This window comes from Sphingomonas sp. DC5200-1 (assembly GCF_049897245.1).
In the GTDB taxonomy this organism is placed as follows: Bacteria; Pseudomonadota; Alphaproteobacteria; order Sphingomonadales; family Sphingomonadaceae; genus Sphingomonas; species Sphingomonas aquatilis.
In genome coordinates this window covers 145,505-159,825 of record NZ_JAFCVW010000003.1, presented here as the reverse complement: position 1 = coordinate 159,825, position 14,321 = coordinate 145,505, and the positions used below count along the sequence as shown (strand labels likewise).

The window sequence follows — 14,321 nt, the reverse complement described above, 5'->3', positions numbered from 1 at the left end:
GCGAAGTGGCTGACCTGCCGCGGTTTCCGGGTTTATAGGCAGGCCATGTTCGCCCGTCTCCGCCGCTTCCTGTCAGAGGAACATTGGGACTTCCTGCCCCATGAGATTCCGGCGATTCCCGGTTCGCCGGGGTCGGTCGAACATCAGCTGCGCCATCGCATCGCCTATGGCGTCATCGCGGTGCTGCTCGGCCTGACCGGCGGGTTCGGCAATGCGCTGATTTCCGCGAACACCTACACCCTGCAAGGCGCGCTCGGCCTCGATCCCGCCGAGATCGCGTGGCTGCCGACGGTCTATGTGATGACCAACGTCAGCATCAACCTGCTGCTGATCAAGTTCCGCGCGCAGTTCGGCCTCAGGCCCTTCGCGATGATCTTCCTCAGCCTCTATGTCGTCTTCACGCTCGGCCATCTGTTCGTACGCGAATTCGACACCGCGATCCTGGTGCGCGCGGCGAGCGGCATGGCGGGCGCCGCCGTCTCCAGCCTGTGCCTCTATTACATGATGCAGGCGCTGCCGCTGCGCTGGCGACTGAAGGCGGTCGTCGTCGGCATCGGCATTCCGCAATGCGCGACGCCGCTCGCGCGGCTGTTCTCGCCCGATCTGCTCGCCATGTCGCAATGGCGCACGCTCTATCTGTTCGAACTCGGCCTCGCGCTGCTGAGCCTCGCCGCGGTCGCCTTCCTCCGCCTGCCGCCCACGACGCGATCCAAGGCGTTCGAGCCGCTCGATTTCCTCACCTTCGTCCTGTTCGCGGGCGCGATGGCGCTGTTCGCGGCGGTGTTGGGCGAAGGCCGCATCGTCTGGTGGACCAATGCCGCGTGGATCGGCTGGGCGCTGATCGCCGCCATTCCGATGCTGGGCGCGGCGCTGGTCATCGAACATCACCGCGTCAATCCGCTGCTCAACACGCGGTGGCTGGGCAGCGCCGACATCGTCCGCTTCACGATCGTCACGATCATGGCGCGCATCGTGCTATCCGAACAGACCTATGCCGCGGTCGGCCTGCTGACGTTGCTCGGCCAGAACAATGATCAGCTGATCCCCTTCTTCACGATCATCTTCCTCGCCTCGGCGGCCGGCGTGGTGCTGAGCGCGGTGACGCTCGACGTGACACGCCTGACGCATCCGATCATGCTCGCGATCGGACTGGTCGCCATCGCCGCGTTCGTCGACAGCCATGCGACCAGCCTCACCCGCGCCCCGCAGCTGTACGTCACGCAGGCGATGATCGCGTTCGGCGCGACCTATTTCCTGGGGCCGGCGCTCTTGTTCGGCATGACGCGCGCGCTGCAGGCCGGATCGGGCCATATCATCAGCTTCGTCGCGCTGTTCGGCATGATCAATTCGATCGGCGGCCTCGCCGGCACCGCGCTGCTCGGCAGCTATCAGGTGATCCGTGAAAAGGCGAACAGCGCCGCGCTGGTCCAGGGCATCGACCCGACCGACCCGATCGTCGCGCAGCGCCTTCAGGCCGGCGGCGCGGCGGTGTCGCGCGTGGTCGGCGACCCCGCGCTGCGCAGTGCGGAAGGCGGCGCGATCCTGTCGCAGACCACCACCCGCGAAGCCAACGTGCTCGCCTATGACGACGTCTTCCGCCTGATCGCGGTGCTCGCCGCGCTCACCTTCTGTTACCTTGCTTTCCTGTTGATCCGCCGCGCGTACCGAGCCCGCCGCGCCGCACTTGTCGAGGCCGCCTGATGACCGACATCCGCAACCCTGTGGATTCCACCCCCGCGACCGAAGAGGCGCAGGCCGAGGCGGTTACGCCGCCCAGCGCGCCCTCCGGCTCCGGCTGGCGCCCCCAGCCGCCTAGCCGCACCGCGATGATCGTCATCGCGATCCTGGCGATCGGCGGCGTCCTCGCGGTGCTCGCGGCGTGGCGCCTGCCGCCCTTCGCCACCAGCAACCAGTCGACCGACAATGCCTATGTCCGCGGGCGCACGACGGTGATCGCACCGCAGGTGTCGGGCTATGTCACCAAGGTCTATGTCCGCGACTTCGCCGACGTCACCGCGGGCCAGCCGCTCGTCCAGATCGACGACCGCATCTACCGCCAGCGCGTCGATCAGGCGACCGCGCAGGTCGATGCGCAGAACGCCACGCTCGCCAACGCGCAGCAGACCGAACGCAGCCGCACCGCCAGCCTCGCCGCGCAGACCGCTGCCGTCGCCAATGCCGAGGCGCAGCTGATGCGCGCGCAGGCGGACATGAACCGCGTCAACGACCTCGTGACGGACGGCTCCGTCTCGCAGCGCGAACGCGACCAGACGCTCGCCGCGCTGCGCCAGGCGCAGGCCGCGGTGCAACAGGCGCGCGCCGCGCGCGAGATCGCGCAGCAGGATATCCGCACGGTGCAGGTCGGCCGCGGCGGTCAGCGTGCCGGCGTGTCGGGGGCTGAAGCCGCGCGTCGTCTTGCCCAGATCGACCTCGCCAACACCGTCATCCGCGCGCCGGAGGCCGGCCGCCTGTCCGAAGTCGGCGTCCGCGTCGGCCAGTATGTGACCGCCGGGTCGCAGCTGATGTTCCTGGTGCCGCCCGAAACCTGGGTCATCGCCAATTTCAAGGAAGCGCAGACCGCGCGCATGGCGGTGGGCCAGCCCGCGACCTTCACCGTCGACGGCCTCGGCGGGGCGAAGCTTACCGGCCGCGTCGAGCGAATCTCGCCCGCCGCCGGTTCCGAATTCGCGGTACTGAAGGCCGACAATGCGACGGGCAATTTCACCAAGGTGCCGCAGCGCATCGCCGTCCGCATCCGTATCGACCCCGGCCAGCAACTGATCCAGCGCCTGCGCCCCGGCATGTCGGTGCAGGCCAGCGTCGACACCACCACCGGCCCGACGGTGAAGTGATGCGTTGGCCAAAAGCACCCCGTCACCCCGGACTGGTTCCGGGGTCCACTGCGCCGCAGGGGGATGGCCTGCGGTCAGCCGAGCGGCGGCAACCCCAGATTGACGGCCAGGTCCAACCAGCCGGGATTGGCCTTCTCAATCAGGTTTTTCTTCCAGTCCCGCCGCCACGCCTTGATCCGCTTCTCGCTGGCGATGGCGTCGGCCATCGTGTCGGTGGTTTCGAACCAGACGAGGTGCAGGACACCGTAGCGCGCGGTGAAGCCTTCGAACGTCTCGTCTCGGTGCTGGATCAGCCGGCCGATGAGGTTGGACGTGACGCCGACGTACAGCGTGCCGTTGTAGCCGCTCGCGAGGATGTAGACGCACGGCTGCCGTTCCCGCATGGGGGTGAGCTTGGCGCAGCCCAACACACGCGGCAAGAAAATATATCCGAAACGCCCACTCCCGCCGCCCCACCCACCCCGTCATCCCGGACATGTTCCGGGGTCCACCGAGCCGCGCGGGGACGGCAAGAGGCTCGAACCACCCCCCTCGCCGCAGAGTGGACCCCGGAACGAGTCCGGGGTGACGGGGTGGGTGGGGCAAAGGACCCGTGTCTCGCACCCCCGCCTTCGCGTCTTCGCGTTTTCGCGCGCACCCTCACCACCCTCGCCGCCACCACCACACTCGCCGCGTGCATCGGTCCGCGCCCGCCCGCCCCAGTCGCGGCCACCGTTGCCCCGCCCCCGGCATGGCGCACCACGCTCGGCCAGGGGCAACCCATTCAGGCCGACTGGTGGAACGCGTTCGGCGACCCCGTCCTCACCGATCTCGTCGCGCGCGCACTTTCCAATAACGTCGACCTCGCGCTCGCCGCGTCGCGCATCGACGAAGCGCGCGCCGCCGCGCGCCTCGCCGCCGCGCAGCGCACGCCGACGCTCGGCGGCAGCCTGCCGTCGACCACCGGCCAGACGGTCAGCCCGTTCGGCACGCCCAGCGACGCGCTCGGCGCACAGCCGCTGATCACCGCCAGCTACGATCTCGACCTGTTCGGCCGCCTTCGCCAAGCCAACCGCGCCGCCCAGGCGCAATTGCTCGCCAGCGAAGGTGCGCGCGACACCGTCCGCCTCGCCATCGCCAGCGGCGTTGCCAGCAATTACATCGCCCTGCGCGCGCTCGACCAGCGGCTCGCGGTGGCGCAACAGACGCTCGCCGCACGCACCGAAGCGTTGCGCATCGCGCGCCGCCGCGCCGAAACCGGCTATACCTCCAACCTCGAACTGCATCAGGCGGAGGCGGAATATCGCGCCACGCAGCAACTCGTCCCCGCCGCGCAGCTCGCAATCAGCCGGCAGGAAAATGCGCTGTCGCTGCTACTCGGCGAGAACCCCGGCGCGATTCCGCGCGGCGCTCCGCTCGACCGGCTGACGCCGCCGCCGATCCCCGACGGCCTACCCGCCGACCTGCTGCGCCGCCGCCCGGACCTGTTCCAGGCCGAACAGACACTGGTCGCCGCCGACCGCAGCCTCGACAGCGCCCGCGCGGCGATGCTGCCCAATATCGCGCTCACCGGCAGCGCGGGCGTCGTCCTGTCGACCAAGCTTGCCGATCCGATCGGCGTCTTCTCGATCGGCGCGAGCATCCTGTCGCCGATCTTCGACGGCGGCCGCCTGCGCGCGCAGAGCGATGCCGCGACCGCGCGCCGCGACCAGGCCGCCTTCGCCTATCGCCGCACCGCGCTCGTCGCGTTCCAAGAGGTCGACAACGCCCTCGCCGGCGTCCAGCGCTCGGGCGAACAGGCGACCGCACTCGGCTTGCAGGTGGATGCGCTCGCCGCCGCGCTGCGCAACGCCACCAACCGCTATCGTGCCGGCTATACGTCGTACATCGAACAGCTGGATGCGCAGCGCGGCCTGCTCACCGCCGAACTGGCGCTGGTGCAGGCGCGCGCCGATCGCCTGACCGCCTATGCGCAGCTGTACCAGGCGATGGGGGGCGGCTGGTCGCGCGAGGCGATCGAGGCGACGCAGCGCTGACGGTCGGATCGCCTGCCGCCATCACGCGTTGGGGCAGCGTTCCTAACCAACAATCCTTCCGTTTCGATGAGTTACAGGCCGCTTATGCCCCACAACGACCCGCAGATCGCCGGAGCGACCAGCGTCGGCAGCTGGGACTGGGACGTGGTGGCCGACCGGATCACCGCCGACCCTGCCTTCGCCCGCCTGTACGGCGTCGATCCCGACGACGCGGCCCGCGGCACGGCGATCGAACGCTTCTTCGGCGGCATCCACCCGGACGATCTGCCCCGCGTCCAGGCCGAGATCGCCGCGGCGCTGGCGAGCGGTGCGCCCTTCGAAAGCGACTATCGCCTCACCCAGCCCGATGGCCGCGCCCGCTGGGTCGCCGCACGCGGACAGGCGCAGCTCGACGATGTGGGCCGCGCGATCCGCTTTCCCGGCATCAGCTTCGACATCGACGCGCGCAAGAGCGCCGAACTCCGCCTGCAGGCGCTGGTCGAACTCAACGACCGGCTGCGCACGGCGGGCGATCCCGACGACCTCGCCTTTGCCGCGGTCGAGATCCTCGGTCGCCTGTTCGACGTCAGCCGCTGCGGCTACGGCACGATCGACGCGGAGGCCGAAACGATCGTCGCGACGCGCCCCTGGTGCGCGCCCGGCATCCAGCCGTTGCCCGGTCTGCTGCACTTTCGCGATTATGGGTCGTATATCGAGGATCTCAAACGCGGCGAGACGGTCGCGATCGGCGACGTCTACGACGACCCGCGCACCCGTGACACCGCCGAGGGGCTGAAGAGCCTGGCCGCTGTGTCCTTCGTCAACATGCCGATCACCGAACGGGGCGATTTCGTCGCGCTGCTCTACCTCAACAACGCCGTGCCCCGGCCCTGGCTGCCCGACGAGATCGCCTTCATCCGCGATGTCGCCGAACGCACCCGCGACGCGACCGAACGCCGCCGCGTCGAACAGGAATTGGGCGCGCTCACCGCCTCCCTCGAACAGCAGGTCGAGGAGCGCACGCACGCGCTGATGGTCGCCGAGGCGCATCTGCGGCAGGCGCAGAAGATGGAGGCGGTCGGCCAGCTCACCGGCGGCCTGGCGCACGATTTCAACAACATGCTCACCGGCATCTCGGGCGCGATCGAGATGATGCAGGTGCGCGTCGCGCAGGGGCGTATCGGCGACCTCGATCGCTACGCCACCGCAGCGTTGGGGGCGACGCGGCGTGCCGCGGCGCTGACCCACCGGCTGCTCGCCTTTTCGCGCCGCCAGACGCTCGATCCCAAGCCGACCGACGTCAACCGGCTGATCGCCGATCTCAGCGATCTCATCCAGCGCACCGTCGGCCCCGGCGTCACGCTGGAGGTGGTCGGCGCGGCGGGCATATGGCCCGCGATGGTCGATCCCAACCAGCTCGAAAACGCGATCCTGAACCTCTGCATCAACGCGCGCGACGCGATGCCGGAGGGCGGCCGCATCACGATCGAAACCGCCAACCGCTGGCTCGACCAGCGCGCCGCGCGCGAACGCGACCTCGAACCCGGGCAATATCTGTCCGTGTGCGTCACCGACACCGGCACCGGCATGACGCCCGAGGTGCAGGCGCGCGCCTTCGACCCCTTCTACACCACCAAGCCGATGGGCGAGGGCACGGGCCTTGGCCTGTCGATGATCTACGGCTTCGCGCGCCAGTCGGGCGGGCAGGTGCGCATCTATTCGGAGGTCGGGCAGGGCACGACGATGTGCATCTATCTGCCCCGCCATTATGGCGATGCGAGCGACGACGACGGCGCGGTCGCGCTCGATACCGCCGCCGCGCCGGTCGAGGGGCGGCACAGCGTCATGGTCGTCGACGACGAACCGACGATCCGCATGCTGGTGGTCGAGATCCTCGAAGAGATGGGCCATGTCGTGCTGGAGGCGGGCGATGGACCCTCCGCGCTGCGCCTGCTCGGCACCGGTGCGCATGTCGACCTGTTCATCACCGACGTCGGCCTGCCCGGCCAGATGAACGGCCGCCAGGTCGCCGACGCCGCGATCGAGATTCTGCCGCATCTCAAAGTGCTGTTCATCACCGGCTATGCGGAAAATGCCGTCATCGGCAACGGCCCGCTCGGCCCCAATATGGCGCTGATGACCAAGCCCTTCGCAATGGACATCATCGCGGATCGGATACGGACGATCCTGGCGGGGTAGGCCATACACCTCCAACCGTTCGCCCTGAGCCTGTCGAAGGGCGGGTGGCCGCAAACGTCACGCTGGTGGATAGCAGCCCTTCGACAGGCTCAGGGCGAACGGCGGGGGATCACCCCGCTGCCGCGTCTACCAACGCCAACACCCGCTCCGCCTCGGCGAGGTGCAGCCGCTCCACCATCGCGCCGTCCAGCGGGATCGCCCCCTTCCCCGCCGCCTCGGGTGCGGCGAACGCCGCGACCACGCGCTCCGCCCAGGCCACCGCCTCCGCCGACGGCGCGAACGCCGCATTGGCGGTGTCGACCTGGACCGGATGGATCAGCGTCTTGCCGTCGAACCCCAGCATCGCGCCCTGTTCGCACTCTGCTGCAAAACCTGCCGTGTCACGGAAGGCATTGTAGACGCCATCCAGCACCACCAACCCCGCCGCGCGGCCTGCGATCACCAGCTGCACCAGCGCCGGCACCAGCGCCGTGCGCCCGCCATCGACGCGGCAGCGCATCTCCTTGGCCAGATCGTTGGTGCCTGCGATCAGCAGCTCGGTCCGCGTCGCCGCCGCCGCGCCGACGATCTCAGGCAAGCGCAGCACCGCCCCGCACGTCTCGATCATCGCCCAGATCGGCGGGCCGTCCGCGCCCAGCGCCGCGCGCACCGCCGCAAGGTCCGCCGCCGACCCGACCTTGGGCACCACCACCGCGGCCACGCCCGGCGCCGCCGCCAGCGCCGCCGCATCGTCCGCGCCCCATGGCGTATCGAGCGCGTTCAGCCGCACCGCGCAGGCACGTCCGCCGAACCCTTCCGCCGCCGCGGCCAGCGCCGCCGCGCGCGCGGAATCCTTCGCCTCCGGCGCCACCGCATCCTCCAGATCGAGGATCACCGCATCGCACGCCAGATCGCGCGCCTTCGCCATCGCGCGCGGATTGGAAGCCGGCATGAACAATACGCTACGCCGCCGCAGCGCGCGGCCTGTGGGATCATCGGTCATGCGGAGACCCTACCGCACGCACGCCGTCTGTAGAACCGTTGCCAAAGCCGTTCGTGCTGAGCCTGTCGAAGCACGGGGTTCCACGAGGGGCAGCCCGCCATGAGGCGCCCACCCTTCGACAGGCTCAGGGCGAACGGGGGGTAATGGCAAGCACACCTTCCCTTACGCGCTTACCAGTCGTGCGAGATCGATCAGCACCCGCGGCATCGCCGCGCCCGGCGGCGTCGCGATATAGCGCGACACCCAATCCGGCCCGTATTTCGCCTTGAACGCACGCAACCCCGCAAAGCCGTACAAGCGCTCGCCATTGGCGAACAGGGCATGGCCCAGCTGCGCCCATACCGGCGCCAGCCGCCCGCTCGGCATGCCGGACAGCGGCGCCATGCCCAGGTTGAACCGTTCATACCCCTGCCCGCGCGCCCATTCGATCAGGCGCACCATCATCATCTCCATCGTGCCGTATGGCGCATCGGGATGGTGGCGCATCAGGTCGCACGATGCCTCCTCGCCGTCACCCGACACCCAGATATTCGCGAAGGCGACGATCCGCCCCTCCACCCGCACCAGCGCCACCGGAAACCGCGCGAGGTACGCCGGGTCGAACGCCCCCAGGCTGAACCGTTTCTCGCGCCCCGCCTTCGCCGCGAGCCAGGCGTCGGACACGGCGCGCATGTTCTCGATCAACGCCGGCACCGCACGCGCCGGTTCGACCGAGAAGACCGCCCCCGCCGCCTCGGTGCGCCGCACCGCATGACGCAACGATTTCGCGCGCGGCCCTGCGATCGTGAAGCGATCCAGCGCCACATGCGCCTCCTCGCCATATTTGATCGCATGCAGCCCCAGCTCAACGAACAACGGCAGCATCCGCTCGCTCGCCTGGTAGAAGCACAGCCGCCCCGCGCGCGCATCGCACGCCCGCCGGATGCTCCAGACAAGCTCGCTCCACGCCGCGACCGGCCCGACGGGATCGCCCATCACCACCCAGCTGCGCCCGCGCACGCGGTACATCAGGAACGCGTCGCCCGCCGCCGATACGATGAAGCTCTTGTCCCCCGTATAGGCCAGCGCCGCATCGGTGCGCGGACTGTCCGCGCGCGCCGCCGCGATCGCATCTTCGGGGATGACGCTTTCGGGCAGGCTCTTCGTCCGGCTGCCGGTCAGCAACTGGTACACCGATGCCGCGGTCAGCAACACGCCTGCCGCAAAGCTCGCGCGCAGGAACCGCGGCGCATTGCCGTTGAGCGCGAAATGCCACCACAGATCGTCGCTATACGGCGTGCGCTTGTACGCGAAGAACCCCGCCCAGACACTCAGCGCCAGCGCCGCGGCGGCGGCGACCAGCCATGGCCAGTGCGGTCGGTCGGTCAGGATGCCGCCTTCGCGATAGAAGCTTTGCCGGCAATATTGCAGCACGCCCGCGACGATCAGCTGCAACGCCGCTTCCTCGTAATCGAGGCCCTTCATCAGCGAAAACAGCGCGCCGCCGATCAGCAGCAACCGCGCCGCCGCAAAGCCCGACCGCAGCCGCGCATTGAGCGCCGGCGCGACCAGCAGCATCGCCGTACCGATCAGGCTGCCCGCCATGTGCGAGCCCTCGATGAACGGCAGCGGCAGCATGTCGTCGAGGTCGGACAATCGGTCCTTCACCCCCGGCAGCGCCCCCGACACCAGCAGGATGAAGCCCGCGACGAACACCAAGGCGGTGACGGCGGTCGGCGCCAGCAACTGCCCGGCGCGATCGACATACGACAGGCCGCGCCGGATCGGATGGCGCAGCCGCCACCCCTCCGCCGCCGCAATGCCGATCGCCGCGACCATCAGCGGCAACAGATAATAGATCAGCCGATACAGCAGCAGCGCGGCGAACAGCGCCGGCCGGTCGCCCGGCACCGTCGCCAGAACTACCGTCTCGAACACGCCGAGTCCCCCCGGCACATGCAGCACCAGCGCCACCACCACCGCCACCGCATACGCGACGACGAAGGCGGGATAGGCCTGCGCCGCCGCCCCCGGCACCAGCACGAACAGCGCCGCCGATGCCGCGCTCAGGTCTGCGAGCGACAGCAGCGCCAGCGCGCCCATCTGCCTGAGGCTCGGCAGCGCCACGCCCAGTCGCTCCGGCCCCAGCATCGCGACACCGCGCGCGCGCAGCACCGGCAGGATCGCGAGCAGCGCCAGCAGGCCGCCGCCCAGCGCGCGCGCCCAGGCGGGATCGAGCGTCACCGGCCCCAGCGTCACGCCCTGTCCCACGACCAGCCCGAACCCCGCCGCCCCCGCGACCCCCGCCCAGAAGGCGATCGCGCAGATCGCCGCCACCTGCGCCACCTCGCCGAAGGTCAGGCCGGCGGCACTGTACAGCCGCAACCGCGCCGACCCGCCGGTCAGCAGCGACAGCCCCAGATTGTGGCTCAGCGTGTAACTGGTGAACGACCCCGCCGCCGCGATCCGCCACGGCAGCGGCTTGCCCACCGCGCGCAGCGCGACCCAGTCGAGCCCGGTCAGCATCAGGTAGCTCGTCACCGTCAGCGCCAGGCTCGCGGCGATCCGCGTATCGGGCACCGCCGCCAGCGACGCGCGCACGTCGCGCAGATGCACCTCGCGCAGCACTAGGTGCAGCGCCTCGAACCCGATCGCGGCGACCAGCAGCACCGCGGCGATCAACAGCTCGCGCCGATGCCGCGCGATGAAGGCGCCGCCCGCATCCAGCCACCGGTCGAGCCGGGACGCGCCGCCAGACGCGCCGCCCGGCGCGTGCGCGGGTGTTCTCACCGAAACGCCCCGGGCACGTCCTGCCGGATCGCGGTCAGCACATGCGCGAACAGGCCCTTGCGATCATTGTCGAGGAAATGCCCGCCGGGCATCGCGATGATCGTCGCATGCGGCAGGTGGACGTCGGGACAGGCGCTGTCCTGCTCGTCGCGGCCGTAGATGCAGGTCACCGGCAGCCAGTCCAGCCGGTCGAGCGACGCCGCGCCGATATGGTCGGGCATGCCGCGATAGCCGAGGCCCGAGGGGTCGGCACGGAAGAACACGCTCTCGCCCGGCACGACCAGTACCGCGCCCGCGATGCGGGGGCGCAGCGTCGGCGGCAGCGCCGCCAGCCCGGTTTCCAATATGTCCGCGCCATAGGATTGCCCGATCACCACGATCTGCGACGCCCCGCTGCGCGCGAGCGCGGTCCGTACCGCATCGGCCACGATCCGGTCCACCTCGCCGCGCGTGCGGTGAAAGCGGAACAGCGTCGGCGATTTCAGCGCGACGACGGTCACGCCGTTCGCCGCCAGCGTACGCGTCGTGGTGGGATTGGGGCCGAAGCGCAGCCCCATATCGCCCGACAGATACAGCGCAGCGACGGGCCGCGCCGTGCCTTCCGCGGGCAGCAGCACGACGGGATCGCGATCAAAGAACCCCGCCAGCGCCGCCACGCCCGCCATCACCGCCACCACGCCGAGCGCGATCCCGCCCACCCAGGCAAGATGATGCCGTATCGATCGCGACGCAAACCAACCCATCCTATCGACATGCCCGCACCGGCCTGTCCCCCCCATGGCAGCCAGATGAAGTTTTCGTCATTTTGGAGGGTGCGGGTGGGCGGCCCGACGCGCGGGTTTCGTCGGTAGGCGGGCGGAAGGCGGCAGGCAGCAAGCGGCGGGCAACAGGCAGCGGGCAGCGGGCAGCGGGCAGCGGGCAGCGGGCAGCGGGCAGCGGGCAGCGGGCAGCGGGCAGCGGGCAGCGGGCAGCGGGCGGTAGTGTCAAAAGCACCCCTGGCCCCACAACCCCCGTCATTCCCGCGAAGGCGGGAATCCATAACCCCCGAACCGCAGCGATAGACCCGAAAGGCCAGCCAGTCTGGATTCCCGCCTCCGCGGGAATGACGATTGGAGGAAGGCAGTAAGCATCAAAACCGATGCACTCCCGGCAAGCCCCCAATTCGTCATCCCGGCGCACGCCGGGATCCATGGTCACGGTATTGAGGGTGGCGCGAAAGCCGTTAGCGACACCCCATCCGTGGATCCCGGCGTGCGCCGGGATGACGAAAGAAAGGCAGCACCCCCGTCCGACCCACCACACACCAATCACCCCACAACCACCCTTGCGCCGCGCCGTCACCGCGTCATGATAGCGCAACCGAGCCGGCCGCGACGCGCCGGGCGGGAACGGGGGACAGGATGACCGACGATCAGGCGCAGCGCATCGCGAGCGATCCCCGCTACCGACAGCTCGTCCAGGCGCGCGGGCGCTTCGGCTGGATGCTCGCCACCATCATGTTCGTCGCCTATTTCGGCTTCGTCGCGCTCATTGCCTTCGACAAACCCTTCCTCGCCCAGCCGATCAGGGCAGGCGGTGTCACCTCGCTCGGCATCCTGATCGGCTTTGCGCTGATCCTGCTCGCGATCCTGCTCACCGGCCTCTACGTCGCGCGCGCCAATCGCGATTACGACGCCGCGCTCGCCGCCCTGCGCGCGGAGTATGGCGCGTGACCCGCCGGATCGCAGCGCTCGCCGTCGGCGCGCTCCTGCTCGCCGCCGGCCCGGCCTATGCCGACGCCATCGCGGGCCAGACCCGGCAGCAGCCAACCAACTGGACCGCGATTGCGATGTTCGCGGCCTTCGCGCTCTTCACGCTCGGCATCACCCGGTGGGCGGCGCGGCGCACGCGTACCGCGGCCGATTTCTACACCGCGGGCGGCGGAATCACCGGCTTCCAGAACGGCCTCGCCATCGCCGGCGACTATATGTCCGCCGCCAGTTTCCTCGGCATTTCGGCGCAGATCTTCACCGACGGCTATGACGGCCTCATCTATTCGATCGGCTTCCTCGTCGGCTGGCCGATCATCCTGTTCCTGATGGCCGAACGCCTGCGCAACCTCGGCAAATACACCTTCGCCGACGTCGCCAGCTTCCGTTTCGCGCAAGCCCCGGTTCGCAGCTTCGCGGCGACCAGCACGCTCGTCGTCGTGCTCTTCTACCTGATCGCGCAGATGGTCGGCGCGGGCCAGCTCATCAAACTCCTCTTTGGCCTGCGCTACGAATATGCGGTCGGTATCGTCGGCGTGCTGATGACATTGTACGTCCTGTTCGGCGGCATGACCGCAACCACCTGGGTCCAGATCATCAAGGCGGTGCTGCTGCTGGGGTCGGCCACCTTCATGGCGCTGATGGTCCTCGCGCAATTCGGCTTCTCGCCCGAGGCGCTCTTCGCCCGCGCGGTCGAGGTGAAGACGGGCCTTGCCGCCGCCACCGGCCTGTCGCCCGCGGAGGCCGCCGCCAAGGGCGGATCGATCATGGGACCCGGCAATTTCATCAAGGATCCCGTGTCGGCGATCTCGTTCGGCATGGCCCTGATGTTCGGCACCGCCGGCCTGCCGCACATCCTGATGCGCTTCTTCACCGTGCCCGATGCCAAGGCGGCGCGCACGTCGGTGCTGTGGGCGACGGGCTGGATCGGCTATTTCTACCTGCTCACCTTCATCATCGGCTTCGGCGCGATCGTGCTGGTCGCGACCAACCCCGGCTATCTCGACGCCGACGGCGTGCTGATCGGCGGCACCAACATGGCCGCGATCCATCTGGCGCAGGCGGTCGGCGGCAATCTGTTCCTGGGGTTCATCTCCGCCGTCGCCTTCGCCACCATCCTTGCGGTCGTCGCCGGCCTTACCCTGTCGGGCGCCTCGGCGGTCAGCCACGATCTCTACGCGACCGTCTTCCGCAAGGGACAGGCGGACAGCGCCGCCGAACTCGCCGTCTCGCGCCGCACCGTGCTGGTCCTCGCCGCGGTCGCAATCCTGCTCGGCATCGTGTTCCAGAAGCAGAACGTCGCCTTCATGGTCTCCCTCGCCTTCGCGGTCGCGGCGTCGGGCAATTTCCCGGTGCTGATCCTGTCACTGCTCTGGCCGGGCGCCACCACGCGCGGCGTCGTCGCGGGCGGCACGCTGGGCCTCGTCCTCGCGGTGGGGCTCACCATCCTGTCGCCGGCGGTATGGGTCACGATCCTCGGCCACGAGAGTGCGATCTTCCCCTATTCCTCGCCCGCGATCATCTCGATGCCGATCGCTTTCCTGACGATCTGGCTGGTCTCGATCCTCGACACCTCGCCCCGCGCCGCGATCGACCGCGCGGGCTATGCCGCCCAGCGCGTCCGTGCCGAAACCGGCATCGGCGCGAGCGGGGCGTCGGCGCACTGAGGGTTCACGCTAAGACGCGAAGACGCAACGATGATGTGTTTGCCGCGATAGCGGCTCTCCACTCGTGTCGAAGGATGAGACAGTGCGCTGCCGCGCACGAGACCTCTTTG

Annotated in this window: 10 protein-coding genes; 6 read left to right on the top strand and 4 right to left on the bottom strand. The window is 69.5% G+C overall.

The window, feature by feature from the left end; translation table 11 throughout:
* Positions 1-45 precede the first annotated feature (45 nt).
* The gene (locus ACP7A3_RS06985; RefSeq protein WP_063687325.1) at positions 46-1,701 is read left to right on the top strand and encodes an MFS transporter; all 1,656 of its coding nucleotides are present in this window, start codon (positions 46-48) and stop codon (positions 1,699-1,701) included.
* Positions 1,701-2,852 (top strand): HlyD family secretion protein, encoded by a 1,152-nt coding sequence (locus tag ACP7A3_RS06980; RefSeq protein WP_017977402.1) that lies wholly within the window; start codon positions 1,701-1,703, stop codon positions 2,850-2,852. The genes ACP7A3_RS06985 and ACP7A3_RS06980 overlap by 1 nt, the downstream gene beginning before the upstream one ends.
* Positions 2,853-2,926: 74 nt before the next feature.
* On the opposite strand, the gene ACP7A3_RS06975 is transcribed toward ACP7A3_RS06980, so the two are convergent.
* Positions 2,927-3,235: a GIY-YIG nuclease family protein gene (locus tag ACP7A3_RS06975; RefSeq protein WP_331360928.1), complete on the bottom strand. Its 309-nt coding sequence runs from the start codon at positions 3,233-3,235 to the stop codon at positions 2,927-2,929.
* 189 nt (positions 3,236-3,424) lie between these two features.
* On the opposite strand from ACP7A3_RS06975, the gene ACP7A3_RS06970 reads away from it, so the two are divergent.
* Together ACP7A3_RS06970 and ACP7A3_RS06965 are read left to right on the top strand one after the other, a co-directional pair.
* The gene (locus ACP7A3_RS06970) at positions 3,425-4,867 is read left to right on the top strand and encodes an efflux transporter outer membrane subunit (RefSeq protein ID WP_426256547.1); all 1,443 of its coding nucleotides are present in this window, start codon (positions 3,425-3,427) and stop codon (positions 4,865-4,867) included.
* 84 nt (positions 4,868-4,951) lie between these two features.
* The gene (locus ACP7A3_RS06965; RefSeq protein ID WP_426256546.1) at positions 4,952-7,045 is read left to right on the top strand and encodes an ATP-binding protein; all 2,094 of its coding nucleotides are present in this window, start codon (positions 4,952-4,954) and stop codon (positions 7,043-7,045) included.
* A 109-nt stretch (positions 7,046-7,154) separates the two neighbouring features.
* On the opposite strand, the gene ACP7A3_RS06960 is transcribed toward ACP7A3_RS06965, so the two are convergent.
* From ACP7A3_RS06960 to ACP7A3_RS06950, 3 genes are all read right to left on the bottom strand, one after another.
* Complete coding sequence (locus ACP7A3_RS06960) at positions 7,155-8,027, bottom strand: HpcH/HpaI aldolase/citrate lyase family protein (protein WP_426256545.1); 873 nt, start codon at positions 8,025-8,027, stop codon at positions 7,155-7,157.
* Positions 8,028-8,189: 162 nt separating this feature from the next.
* Positions 8,190-10,796, bottom strand: a complete 2,607-nt coding sequence (gene mprF, locus ACP7A3_RS06955) for a bifunctional lysylphosphatidylglycerol flippase/synthetase MprF (RefSeq protein WP_426256544.1) — start codon at positions 10,794-10,796, stop codon at positions 8,190-8,192.
* Positions 10,793-11,539, bottom strand: coding sequence for an AcvB/VirJ family lysyl-phosphatidylglycerol hydrolase (locus ACP7A3_RS06950; RefSeq protein ID WP_426256543.1), 747 nt, complete (start codon positions 11,537-11,539; stop codon positions 10,793-10,795). The genes mprF and ACP7A3_RS06950 overlap by 4 nt, the downstream gene beginning before the upstream one ends.
* A 657-nt stretch (positions 11,540-12,196) precedes the next feature.
* On the opposite strand from ACP7A3_RS06950, the gene ACP7A3_RS06945 reads away from it, so the two are divergent.
* Both ACP7A3_RS06945 and ACP7A3_RS06940 read left to right on the top strand, forming a co-directional pair.
* Positions 12,197-12,508 carry a DUF485 domain-containing protein gene (locus ACP7A3_RS06945; RefSeq protein WP_426256542.1) on the top strand — a complete coding sequence of 104 codons (312 nt, stop codon included), beginning with the start codon at positions 12,197-12,199 and terminating at the stop codon, positions 12,506-12,508.
* Entirely contained in the window at positions 12,505-14,211 is a 1,707-nt protein-coding gene (locus ACP7A3_RS06940; protein ID WP_426256541.1) for a cation acetate symporter, read from the top strand. Before ACP7A3_RS06945 ends, ACP7A3_RS06940 begins: the two co-directional genes overlap by 4 nt.
* The last annotated feature ends 110 nt before the right edge of the window (positions 14,212-14,321 follow it).

What these genes read in the sequence shown, in the direction of transcription:
- ACP7A3_RS06985 (WP_063687325.1), top strand. Translation starts at nt 46, where the DNA reads ATGTTCGCCCGTCTCCGCCGCTTCCTGTCAGAGGAACATTGGGACTTC.
- ACP7A3_RS06980 (WP_017977402.1), top strand. Translation starts at nt 1,701, where the DNA reads ATGACCGACATCCGCAACCCTGTGGATTCCACCCCCGCGACCGAAGAG.
- ACP7A3_RS06975 (WP_331360928.1), bottom strand. Translation starts at nt 3,235, where the DNA reads ATGCGGGAACGGCAGCCGTGCGTCTACATCCTCGCGAGCGGCTACAAC.
- ACP7A3_RS06965 (WP_426256546.1), top strand. Translation starts at nt 4,952, where the DNA reads ATGCCCCACAACGACCCGCAGATCGCCGGAGCGACCAGCGTCGGCAGC.
- ACP7A3_RS06960 (WP_426256545.1), bottom strand. Translation starts at nt 8,027, where the DNA reads ATGACCGATGATCCCACAGGCCGCGCGCTGCGGCGGCGTAGCGTATTG.
- ACP7A3_RS06950 (WP_426256543.1), bottom strand. Translation starts at nt 11,539, where the DNA reads ATGGGTTGGTTTGCGTCGCGATCGATACGGCATCATCTTGCCTGGGTG.
- ACP7A3_RS06945 (WP_426256542.1), top strand. Translation starts at nt 12,197, where the DNA reads ATGACCGACGATCAGGCGCAGCGCATCGCGAGCGATCCCCGCTACCGA.